This window comes from Microcystis sp. LE19-41.2A, assembly GCF_027530405.1.
GTDB classification, from domain to species: domain Bacteria; phylum Cyanobacteriota; class Cyanobacteriia; order Cyanobacteriales; family Microcystaceae; genus Microcystis; species Microcystis aeruginosa.
On the sequence record NZ_JAPZQJ010000315.1, the window covers coordinates 1 to 11761 of the forward strand.

The following is an 11761-nucleotide window of genomic DNA, read 5'->3' on the forward strand; positions in this document are numbered from 1 at the left end:
CGGGCGGCTCCCCAGAACAGTCTCAGCCTGGAAGTTGGTCACTAGCTAGACACTACCTAACAGCCACAGGCGATAGGCTGAGAGGCCAGAGATGCTGTCGTGGCTTTCATCTTACCTCTCAGCGGTTTTTGAGATGTTGCGCAATAATACCCGTAATACGGGACTAGAATTACTGCAATCTCTTGTGATTCGTACCGCTATTTTACTTCCTTATCAAATACGTTATACCTTCTGCGATCCCGTTAATAATGGGGGTGCATTTTTAATGCGTCGTTCCCTTCCTGAGGCTTTGATTAGAGAAAATAGTGGCGAAGTTTATCGAGATTTATTAGAAGTCACCCAAGATATTCGTCGCGTCAAAGAAACCTATTTAGATCCTCAGTCTCCTGCCTTACATTTACTCCCCCCAGATATTCGAGTCAATGAAAGATTTGAGGGGATTTTTGTCGCAGATTTTCCTAAAAGATATGACCGTAGAGATATTGAAGAATTACAAAAAATTGGTAATAGTGGACCAGAAGCTGGAAGATATGTGTTTATTCACTATAATCAAGATATTGATCTCCCTAGAGATATTAATATGAGTGGGTTTGAAAATGCCTTTTATATTGATCTCAATAAACAGTCAAAGACAGCAACATCTTGTCAACTTCAATTTAAAGCGGATAGTATTCCTGACGCAGATTTACAAAAACAATTACTTGATAAAGTTAAACAAGCTAAACCCCCCGAACGAAAATTAGATTGGGATGATATAGTAGGAATTGATCCGCAAAATTGGTGGAATTATAGCAGTGAAGAATGGATAACCACACCTATCGGTGGAAGAGGAAGTTCTGATCAATTAAATATTTGGTTTGGTAAAGATAGCGAAGGTCATCAATGCGCTCATGGTATGCTAGGAGCAATGACTGGATCAGGAAAATCTACCCTGTATCATGGGCTTATTTTAGGCTTGGCAACTCGTTATAGTCCCTCAGAATTAAGATTTTATCTCATTGATGGCAAATATGGCGTAGAATTAGCCCCCTATCGCAATTTGCCCCATACCGAAGTAGTTTCCTTACATTCCTCCCCTGAATTATCGCGTAGTGTTTTAACTGAATTAATCGCCGAAAAAGAACGACGTAACGCCTTATTTAAAAGATTAGGGGTGTCAGAATTGGCAGGTTATCGCCGACTAGGACAACCAGAGGGCAAAATGCCCCGTATTCTTCTAATTATTGATGAATATCAGGAGTTATTTTTTAACGACAAAGAGGATACTGCTTCCAGTCAACTACTGATTTTAGCCCAACAGGGGCGAAGTGCGGGTATTCATATGTTACTCGCTTCCCAAAGGTTTGGGGCTGAAGGAATGCGGAATCAAACGGGAATTTTGGGTAATATTCACCTGAGAATGGGAATGCAGATGTCAAAAACAGAAATTCAAGCCCTGACAGAATTTGGAAAACGAGGAAAACAATTATTAATGACCTGTGATTTGCCGGGGAAAATTGTTATTAATGACCGTAGTGGCGATGATAACTCTAATTATTTTGGGAAAGTGGCATTTATCGAAAAATCTCGCCGAGATATGATCATTAACGCTTTATCTCAAAAAGCTGATCAACTCTCCCCAGAAGATTACACGGAAACAGTGGTCTTTGATGGAGATTCTCAGCCTAATTTAGCAGATAATCCTCAATTACGCCATATTTTAGATTACGGTAAATGGTTAACCTCAGAAGATTGGGAAAAAATCGCCCGTTTACCTTTCTACAAAGGAGGATTAGGCATTTCTGACTGGTTTAGTGCAGAATACCCGATCTTAACATGGCTAGGACAAGAATTTAGTGTAAGGCAACAGGCAAGGCTGATATTACGCCGTCGTCCAAGTGAAAACGTTCTAGTTATCGGTGGAGACTATAATACAGCCCGTTATGGAATTCTATCGGCTATTTTGACCAGTCTTGCTATTAATGGCAATCTTCAACAATCTCGTTTTGTTGTGGTAGATCGCAGTGTATCTGGTACACAATGGCATTTAGCATTGGAAGAAGTATGTCAGATTATTCTAAAACCTTTGGGCTTTACGACGGCATTTAACCGAGAAAATCGAATTATTACGGCAATTTTGAACAATTTAATTCTTCAACTTGACGAAAGAAACCAACTCAGTGAAGCAGACTTGATGACTCAACCTTCTATTTTCGTCATCATGACGGAATTAGATAGAGTAGATGACTTAAGACGGAGCAATGAGCAGTCTTATAGCCCAGAAAGTCACTTAACTACTCAAATTAAGCGATTATTGAAGGAAGGACCGAGTAAAGGTATTCATCTCATCCTCAGTTTTTCAGGGATCAAAGCTTTCTCTAATGTCCTTGATATTCGGCGAAATTTAGCTTATTTTCGCCATAGAGTCGCTTTACAGATGTCAGAAGATGATTCTTTCACCTTTGTTAGTGATCGCCAAGCCTCACGTTTACAAGCAGATGGAGATGTTCCAATTAAAGCCCTTTATCGGGATACGGATAGCGATCGCACTACTCTTTTTAAACCTTATAGTACGGAATCTACACCTGAATTTAAGCAACAAATAGAGAAAATTGCTAATAGTTTAATCAAAAGAGCTTAAAGCTTAATTTAACCATGGATGACTCATTTTTACAACTCAAACACTTTCAACAGACCCTCGAACAATTCCATGATCGCGTTCAATCGGCGTGGCGAGAGGTGGAAACCACCTATGAGGATCTTTCTCCCCATTGGCAAGACCAAAAACGACAAAAACATGACGAAATGTGGCTTGATTTGCAAGAAAAGACTAATAATTATTATAGTCGCCAAATTCCCACCTATAATGATTTTTTAAACCATAAATTACAAGTATTAGAGAGGTATTTAAACGGTGGATAATTCCCGAAAAACAGCCCTTTTAGCCTATCAAACTGCACTCAATCAATATTATTTGATTTTAAGCGAAGAATTGGAATTTCTCGATACGGCATGGCGATCGCTTGATGAAGTTTTTCAAGGATCAGCCGCCGAAGAATTTACAGTTTTTTGGACAAGAACCTTGGCAGAAATGGAAGATTCAAGGCTAGAAGTTCAGAAAATCCTCAATTTTATCCAAGAAATCCCCGATAAATCTTAATCATTATGACTATTCAAGATCCCCGTATTCTCATTAACCTTCTCAATGACTTAATTGAAGAACTTAGATACTGGAAAATAACCGCCCGTGATACCCTGGATCAAATGTCATGGCATCAAAGGCAAAGTGAAGAAAAAGTGAGTCAAGCTCTGTATCATGCTTCAATTATTCAAGATCAGGCTAAAAATGATCAAAAATTAGTTGATCAGGCTAATGATGAAGTTGCTCAATTGTTATCTAATTGTCATCAAGTCTTAGAAAAAGCTCAACAAAATTTGGCAGCAGCTCAAAATACCCAAAATCAGGCGCAATCAACCTTAAATCATTGGCAAACTCAGCTAAGTCTTGCGTTAGCTTGGTTAGAAAGGGCAGAAGACCGATTACAACGTGCCATAAACGAAAGAGAGCAAGCAGAATTTACTTTACGCAGTGCAGAATCTGAATTACAAAGCGCACAATCCGCCCTCACCAGTTGCCAAAATTCAGGCTATACTGACAAGGATGGACGATATCATGCGCCCAATTGTTCTGGTCAGCAAGCTAAGGTTAGTCAAGCCCAAAATGCGGTTCAAGCTGCAATCCAACGCTTAAATAAAGCCATTGAAGAAGAAAAAGCAGCAAGAGAAGAAGTCGCACGAGCGCAAGCTAGGGTTAATTGTTGTCGAAATGCCATCGGATATGCTCAAACAGCCGTCTATCAGGCGAATATTACTTTAAATTATGCCCATAATGCCCTGAGTTTTGCCGAACGTAGTTTAGAAAACGCAGATGCAGCTAGACGGGAAGTTGATAGAGCGCAATTAGAGGCAAGCAATGAGCAGGAAATGGCAGATTTAATGTCTTTAGCCGTAAATAATGCCCGCAATTTCACCGAAGAAGCCCGAAATGATTTCAAAGGAGCGGAAAAGCAAGGAAACTCCGCTCAATGTTTAGAAATTGGGGTAACAAGAGAAATAGAATATCGAGTAGAAAGTCTGATTGAATTCAACCGTCCTTTTCAATTTTAGTGATTTTTGGAGGATAAAAAATGATGGAAGATATTGTTTGGAAGATGCAGCAGCGATCTCGCACTCTGCAAGACTATCGTAAAGATATTCGAGGCCTATGGCAAGATGAGGCTGCCAAAACCCTTAATCGTCGTTATCTTGACCCCCATGAAGATGACGATCAGAAAATGATAGAATTTTTGCAGAAACAGGTACAAGGCTTAGAAAAAACTAATGAGGAGTTGGTTAAAGCCAAAGATTATGCTTTAGAGGCTGAACGCTATTCCCAACAAGTTGAACATTTCTTAGAACGAGAAAAACAGGAAGTTAAACAAGCTTATTATTCTTATGATCGATCTATCGAATATTACGGCTTAACTCAAGCAGAATTACCTAATATTCACAGATTAATTCAACAAGCTAATCGCAGTTGTAACTAAAAAAGATATTTATATTACGAAATTTTATTAAAAATAAATGTTTGATAAATATCTATCTTAGACAGAAAAAAAGATGAATAAATAAGAGAATAAAAACAATGTTAAGTTACCAGAATATCAAAACCATTTTTTCCCAGAAATCATTTTTAGCTATTGCAGCTGAAACTTATGAAAGCTATAAAACAGAAACAGGTGGCATTTTTTTAGGAATTAGAAACCCTAATAAATGGTATATTTTAGAAACCTTAGATTCGGGTCTAAATCCTATCTTTCGCCCCGGCTATTTTGAGTATGATAATGCTTATATCAACCACCTGTCTAACAAAATTGCCAGATTTTATCGAGAACCCATAGAAGTTCTTGGACTATGGCATAGACATCCGGGCAGTTTTGATTACTTTTCCTTAACTGATGATACAATTAATAAAAAATATGCTTCTCAACATTCTGAGGGAGCTATTTCTGCCTTAGTTAATTTTGACCCATTTTTTCGATTGACTATGTATCACGTTTCCCTCCCTTCTCAATCTGATTTACGACCCCAATATACTAAGCTTTCTATAGAAATTGGAGATCAATTAATTCCCAAAAATTTGCTAAGTATTAAATCTTTATCTGATTATTTATCAATAGTTAATGATTAATTTTCTTCAATCTAGTTACACAAGTATTAACTTTTTTAATACTTAACTTAATTGACGGTGAATAGATTATCAGGCTATAATCCTAAAAAGTGAAATTTCAGACTATGCCTAATCTCAATACCAGTGCTAACGTCAAAAAAAGAATTCTGATCTTCTTAGAAAGACTATTAACTCATGTTAATAAGGAATCACCAGATCACAAGTATTGGTCGAATCACCTATCCTTCAGGTGGCTCGAAGAAGGTGCATCACATCCTAAGCTAATTGTCTATACAACTTTAAAAATATTAACAGATTTTTGTCATGGAATTACTAAGCAAAAGTTAGGGGCTGCCATTACTGTTGAACAGATGAGAAATGACCTTAAGGTTTTACAAGAATGGGAAATACTAACAGATAATAGATACAAACAAGCTAAAGGCGCGGCAAATTTGCATTTTACCCTAAATCTTTGGCATTCATCAACAGAAGAAAATTTGAAAAAATTTGAAGAAGAATGGGATAAGCGTAAATGTCCCGGTCTTGAAAACTCATCAGTTAAAACAGAAATAAATTATGATAATTTCGGATTAATTCCTGATATTTCTCAGATTTATGGGAGAGAGAAAGAACTAGAATTATTAAAACAAAAGTTTTTTCAAAATAGTCCCCCGTGTAAAATTATCGGAATTTTCGGAATAGCAGGAATCGGAAAAACATCTCTTGTCTGTAAACTGATTGAGCAAATTCAAGAGGAATTTCCCCGTGTTATCTATTGGTCTTTTTTGAATCCCCCTTTACCCCTAGAATTTCTTGAAAATACCAGTAATATTATTTCACAGAATATTAGTTTTAAGGCAGAAGATAAATTTAAAATAAAACTGATAAAATTTATCAAGATACTAGCCAAATATCGTTGTTTATTGTTTTTAGATAATATTGATGCGATTATTGAGCATGAAAACTATCGAGAATATAGCGAAATTTTACAAGCAATTGGTCAGTCAAAGCACAATAGCTGTTTAATTATAACCAGTCGAAAAATTCCTCAAGAACTTGAATCGTTAGTGGGAAATAAAACTTCAACTTATTTCCGAGAGTTACAAGGACTTGACTATCAAACTGGACGACAAATTTTGGGAGATATTGACACCTTTCATGGTTCAGAGGATGAATGGCAATTTTTAATTCAACAAGTCTGTCACGGCAATCCTTTATTCATCAAATCTATCGCTCATCATATTCAACGAGTTCATCATAATAATCTCTCGGATTTTCTTTTAAAAGGGAATCTTCTGATAGAAAAAGTCGAGTCTATTTTAAATTCTTACTTTCAGCAACTATCTAATTTAGAAAAAGCGATTATTTTTGAGTTAGCGATTAATCGAAATCCAGTTTCTTTGTCGGAACTAGAACATAATATTATCATTGAACCTGACGGTAAAAGTATCCAAGAAGGGATCAGATCATTATCTAGCAAAATTCTGTTAGATAAAAAAGATGACTACTTTACCATACATCCTCTACTGATTGAATATTTCACTCAAAAAATTATTACCATAGCAACCGAAGAAATCAAAACTCAAAAATTCCAATTATTAAGAAGTAACTCCTTGACTAAAACTACTGTTCCTGATTATCTAAGAAAGATTCAAATTAATGTTATTTTACACCCAATAATTAAGAACTTAATCCATAATTTTCAAGAAAATAATCTAGAAAGCAAACTAATCGATTGTTTAAAGACATTAAAAAATGAACCTTCTGGACAAATTGGCGGCATTGCTGGCAATATCATTAACTTACTTAATATACTGAAAAATGGTCACTTAATCGGCTACGATTTTTCCCATATCCCTATTCGACAAGTCGATTTATCAAACATTAGACTCAACCAAGTAGATTTTTCCTATTCACAGTTTTTTGACTGTATTTTTCCTCAAACTTGTGGCAGTATTTTATCAATTTCTTGCAGTCAGTTTAATCGCTCTTTTCCAAGAGAAGAGCTTTTAGCAACTGGTGACAGTCATGGGATGATTTACCTCTGGAAAGTCAAACAAGACGGAAAATTAGAATTAAGCAAAAGTTTTCCTGCTCACGGAAGTTGGGTGTGGTCAGTAGCCTTAAATTCCGAGGGACAGTTACTAGCAAGTGGGGGACAAGACGGAATTGTTAAAATTTGGTCTATTACAACAGATATATCTATAAATTGTCATTCTTTGCCCCACCCTTCTCAAAAACATTATGCTCCTATTAGAGCCGTTACTTTTAGTGCTGATAGTAAGTTTTTAGCCACAGGAAGTGAGGACAAAACCATTAAAATATGGTCAGTTGAAACAGGAGAATGTCTCCACACCCTTGAAGGACATCAAGAACGAGTAGGTGGTGTTACCTTTAGTCCAAATGGTCAACTTTTAGCCAGTGGGAGCGCTGATAAAACCATCAAAATATGGTCAGTTGACACAGGAAAATGTCTCCATACTCTTACAGGACACCAAGATTGGGTTTGGCAAGTTGCCTTTAGTTCCGATGGTCAACTTCTAGCCAGTGGAAGTGGGGATAAAACCATTAAAATATGGTCTATTATAGAAGGAGAATATCAAAATATTGATACTTTAACAGGACACGAAAGCTGGATTTGGTCAATTGCTTTTAGTCCGGACGGTCAATATATAGCCAGTGGGAGTGAAGATTTTACACTGCGGTTATGGTCAGTAAAAACCAGAGAATGTCTTCAATGTTTTAGGGGATATGGCAATCGATTATCATCAATTACTTTCAGCACCGATAGTCAATATATTTTGAGTGGTTCTATAGATCGTTCGCTCCGATTATGGTCTATCAAAAATCATAAATGTCTTCAACAGATTAATGGTCATACTGACTGGATCTGTTCAGTAGCTTTTAGTCCCGATGGAAAAACATTGATAAGTGGAAGCGGAGATCAAACGATTAGATTATGGTCAGGGGAAAGTGGCAAAGTAATTAAAATTTTACAAGAAAAAGATTATTGGGTTTTATTGCATCAAGTCGCAGTTAGTCCGAATGGTCAACTGATTGCTAGTACCAGTCACGATAACACCATTAAACTTTGGGATATTAGGACAGATGAAAAGTACACTTTTTCCCCAGAACATCAAAAGCGCGTATGGTCGATCGCTTTTAGTCCTAATAGTCAAATGCTGGTAAGTGGTAGTGGAGATAATTCTGTTAAGCTTTGGTCGGTTCCGAGAGGATTTTGTCTTAAAACTTTTGAGGAACATCAGGCCTGGGTATTATCAGTAAATTTTAGTCTTGATGGAAAATTAATAGCAACTGGTAGTGAAGATCGAACTATTAAACTCTGGTCTATTGAAGATAATATGACTCAATCTTTGCGAACTTTTAAAGGTCATCAAGGAAGAATCTGGTCTGTTGTCTTTAGCTCTGACGGTCAGCGATTAGCCAGTTCAAGTGATGATCAAACGGTCAAAGTTTGGCAAGTCAAAGATGGTAGATTAATTAATAGTTTTGAAGGTCATAAGTCTTGGGTATGGTCAGTAGCTTTTAGTCCCGATGGGAAGTTACTAGCAAGTGGGGGAGATGACGCAACAATCCGAATTTGGGATGTTGAAACAGGTCAGCTTCATCAACTCCTGTGTGAACATACTAAAAGTGTCAGGTCAGTCTGTTTTAGTCCCAACGGTAACACATTGGCCAGCGCAGGTGAAGACGAGACGATTAAACTTTGGAACCTAAAAACAGGAGAGTGTCAGAACACTTTACGCTCTCCTAGACTTTATGAACAAACAAATATTAAGGGAGTAGAAGGGTTGAATTATGAAACGAGCAACACCATGAAAATTTTAGGAGCTTTTCTGTCACGTTGAAGAGAGGATAGAAGTTAGTCAAGGGAGTCTCATTGAGAGGTAATCCCGATCTGAAAATCCCTAAAACCCCACACCCCACTTCATAATTCATAATTCATAATTCATAATTCATAATTCACCCTCCCATGTAGTCTTAACGGGTTACTCCATCCACCACTGGACGGACATCGCTACCCTCAAAATAGCCGGGGTTGCCTGTCCAGTTGAAATCCGACACGCGGATGTTGAGTATTCCCAACTGCAGCACCGGGTTATAGCGCAAAATTAAACTATAGGTGCGACGACTCCATTCGAGAAAATATTCTGTACTGATTTCCTTCGCTTGATCGATACTATAAATACTCTGGAAACCCACGCGAATCGGACCATATACCTGTTGAGTTATACCATAGGACATTGTTTGTTGATCAACAAAGCGATCGAAGAAAAAGGGTGATTGTCCGTTAACCAAACCCTGACTAAAACTGATATTAAACCCGGTATAGTCGAAAAAATTGCGGGAAAAACGCCCAAACTGCCCTAATAATCCCACGGTTCCCGTGACGGAATTTTGCGTCTCTCCATTAGTGTAATAACTGGTGACACCAGTGACACCAGTGACAATAGCAATATAGGGTTGAACGGGAAGAGGAGAAAATCTTAAACCTTGGTCGGGAGTCGGTGGTAAAGTAAGGGCAGACCAGAGTAAAAAACTGCGATTGAGGGAGACAGCGCCCTGAAAACGGCTTAAATTAGTAACATTATCCGTTGCATTGGCCGCTAAGAGATTACTGCGATCGGTGGGTGCGTTAATATTCTGTAGAGAAGCTTGATAACTGAGTCTAATATCCGTATTCGGGACGACAATCACCGGTGAGGTCAAAATTGCCCCAAAACTGCTATTAACCGTCTGAAACCCTAAAGAACCGTTAAAAAGACGCTCGCGATAATTGTACTCCACATTGAGCAGATAGGGATCCTGCAACTGTCCGATCGTCTGTTGAAAGCGAATTTTAGAACGAACACTATTTTCGATCTGTTCCAAATCTAAATTAGAAAAAGAAGCTGTCGCTTGCAAAAACGAGCGCTCGCCAAAATTAGTGGCAAAATTGCCCAATAAACCAAAAGCTTTCGGACTAAGGGCCGAAACTTCCCCACCTCCGGGGTTAGCTGAGGGAAAAGCATCGGGATTAAGGACTTTTTGAATTAAATATTGCGGTGTCAACTCAAAAATAGTCTTCGGTGTCTCCACTAAAGTTAGGGGACTTTCTACGAAAAATCCGCCCCGATCCTCCCCATCATAGCCCGGGGCAATTAAAAAAGGACGACGACGACGGCGATCGAACGTAAGACTATTAATAAAAGTGGGTGCCACTACCCGTTGATCGAAAACCAACTGGGAATTACTCATCCGTAACTCATCGGTAAAGGGGCCGGTACTGCGAAAAGTGGCGGAATTGGCCCGAACTTCCAACTCAGGGGGGGAAAAAGGGTCATTCGTCAGACGCACATTAGTGGCATTCCACACCTTACCATCAAAATTCAAGCGTTCGGCCTGAAAACGGACACGATTAATCGTTCCCCCCGATGGACTACTAATATTCTGTCGATCGCGCCGACTGGGATCCTGTCCCCCGACGACAAATTGAAAACCCTCTCCCGTCGTGATTCTCTGCAAGGGTTGATTTAATGCCAAACGATCGGTTAGGGTTCCAAAAGAACTACCGGCCCCCACATCCGTGGGCAGCGTTTGCCCTAAATCCCTAGCGGTGCTGGGTTGAAAAATCTCCCCATTAGCATTAAATACCACACCGCTATCCTGGACGAAATAATATTCAAAGCGATCGCCGCGCAGGATTTGATCTCCCCGGGTTAGGATCACCTGGCCCTCCGCTACCGCTAACTTTTCGGGAAGATTAATCTGTAAGCGATCGGCCGTTAGTACACTTTCGGCAAAACGCAGGGTGACATTACCTCTAGCGGTGATAATCTGCCGATTTTGGTCAAATTCCTGCTCATCGGCCACTAATTCCATGGGTCTTTCCCCTTCTGGATTAGCGGTCTGAGCTAGGCTGTTATTGAGGGAAATCAAGTATTCTTGGCTGGTTTTTTCGCCTTTTTTCCTCACTAATAGCCGAGTTGAGCCATTTTTCTGGTTAAGAGCTTTTTGATTTAATCCTGAAACTATCTCGGTTTCGGGATTAATGGTGACACCAACGGCTGCGGGGGGTGGAGAATTCTGAACAGAAAGGGGTGTTCCTAAAGTTGCCGCATCACCCGCACTGCTAGGTAAAGGTTCCAAGGGAATACCCTCATCGGGAACCAAGGGTTTTACCTCGACGGTTTCCGGGGGTGGAGTGACGGTGAGGGGAATAGAAACGCTCTCTGCTGAAGGCTTTTTTGCTTCTAGAGGTGCTGGGGTGACAGGGAGGGAAACTACAGACGTGGGACTATTTTCCGAAACTTGGCGCTCCTCCGTTTCCGGTTCAGCTACAGTATTAATCAGGGCAGGTGGTTCAACAGCTAAGAGAAAAAAAGACATGACTGCACGAGTCGGCGATCAAAATAGAGGACGAGCGAACCTCATTGACATCCTCGCCGCCCTAAAAGTGCGGCGATTCCTAAACCTCACGATTTAAGTTTCTGCTTCCACCACCGTCGCATACCACAGTTAAAAAACCATGTACTGTCTTACACAGAGTCCACAGACTTTCGCCCCATTTCA

Annotated in this window: 8 protein-coding genes; 7 read left to right on the plus strand and 1 reads right to left on the minus strand. The window is 39.2% G+C overall.

What is annotated here, in order from left to right:
* Positions 1 to 133 precede the first annotated feature (133 nt).
* The 7 genes from O9290_RS13195 (at position 134) to O9290_RS13225 (ending at position 9057) form a co-directional block, all read left to right on the plus strand.
* Positions 134 to 2620, plus strand: coding sequence for an FtsK/SpoIIIE domain-containing protein (locus O9290_RS13195; protein ID WP_288057588.1), 2487 nt, complete (start codon positions 134 to 136; stop codon positions 2618 to 2620).
* 14 nt (positions 2621 to 2634) lie between these two features.
* Positions 2635 to 2901 carry a hypothetical protein gene (locus O9290_RS13200; RefSeq protein ID WP_002741504.1) on the plus strand — a complete coding sequence of 89 codons (267 nt, stop codon included), beginning with the start codon at positions 2635 to 2637 and terminating at the stop codon, positions 2899 to 2901.
* Positions 2894 to 3139: a hypothetical protein gene (locus tag O9290_RS13205; protein ID WP_288057585.1), complete on the plus strand. Its 246-nt coding sequence runs from the start codon at positions 2894 to 2896 to the stop codon at positions 3137 to 3139. Before O9290_RS13200 ends, O9290_RS13205 begins: the two co-directional genes overlap by 8 nt.
* Before the next feature lie 5 nt (positions 3140 to 3144).
* Complete coding sequence (locus O9290_RS13210; protein WP_002779142.1) at positions 3145 to 4146, plus strand: coiled-coil domain-containing protein; 1002 nt, start codon at positions 3145 to 3147, stop codon at positions 4144 to 4146.
* 20 nt (positions 4147 to 4166) lie between these two features.
* Complete coding sequence (locus tag O9290_RS13215) at positions 4167 to 4565, plus strand: hypothetical protein (RefSeq protein WP_002779140.1); 399 nt, start codon at positions 4167 to 4169, stop codon at positions 4563 to 4565.
* A 98-nt stretch (positions 4566 to 4663) separates the two neighbouring features.
* Positions 4664 to 5209 (plus strand): Mov34/MPN/PAD-1 family protein, encoded by a 546-nt coding sequence (locus tag O9290_RS13220; RefSeq protein WP_150977561.1) that lies wholly within the window; start codon positions 4664 to 4666, stop codon positions 5207 to 5209.
* 104 nt (positions 5210 to 5313) lie between these two features.
* Positions 5314 to 9057 (plus strand): WD40 repeat domain-containing protein, encoded by a 3744-nt coding sequence (locus O9290_RS13225; protein ID WP_288057581.1) that lies wholly within the window; start codon positions 5314 to 5316, stop codon positions 9055 to 9057.
* 133 nt (positions 9058 to 9190) lie between these two features.
* Here O9290_RS13225 and O9290_RS13230 read toward each other — a convergent pair whose 3' ends face one another.
* Positions 9191 to 11578 (minus strand): DUF3769 domain-containing protein, encoded by a 2388-nt coding sequence (locus O9290_RS13230; protein WP_288059636.1) that lies wholly within the window; start codon positions 11576 to 11578, stop codon positions 9191 to 9193.
* Positions 11579 to 11761: the final 183 nt, after the last annotated feature.

What these genes read in the sequence shown, in the direction of transcription:
- O9290_RS13200 (WP_002741504.1), top strand. Translation starts at nt 2,635, where the DNA reads ATGGATGACTCATTTTTACAACTCAAACACTTTCAACAGACCCTCGAA.
- O9290_RS13225 (WP_288057581.1), top strand. Translation starts at nt 5,314, where the DNA reads ATGCCTAATCTCAATACCAGTGCTAACGTCAAAAAAAGAATTCTGATC.
- O9290_RS13215 (WP_002779140.1), top strand. Translation starts at nt 4,167, where the DNA reads ATGATGGAAGATATTGTTTGGAAGATGCAGCAGCGATCTCGCACTCTG.
- O9290_RS13230 (WP_288059636.1), bottom strand. Translation starts at nt 11,578, where the DNA reads ATGTCTTTTTTTCTCTTAGCTGTTGAACCACCTGCCCTGATTAATACT.
- O9290_RS13210 (WP_002779142.1), top strand. Translation starts at nt 3,145, where the DNA reads ATGACTATTCAAGATCCCCGTATTCTCATTAACCTTCTCAATGACTTA.
- O9290_RS13220 (WP_150977561.1), top strand. Translation starts at nt 4,664, where the DNA reads ATGTTAAGTTACCAGAATATCAAAACCATTTTTTCCCAGAAATCATTT.
- O9290_RS13195 (WP_288057588.1), top strand. Translation starts at nt 134, where the DNA reads ATGTTGCGCAATAATACCCGTAATACGGGACTAGAATTACTGCAATCT.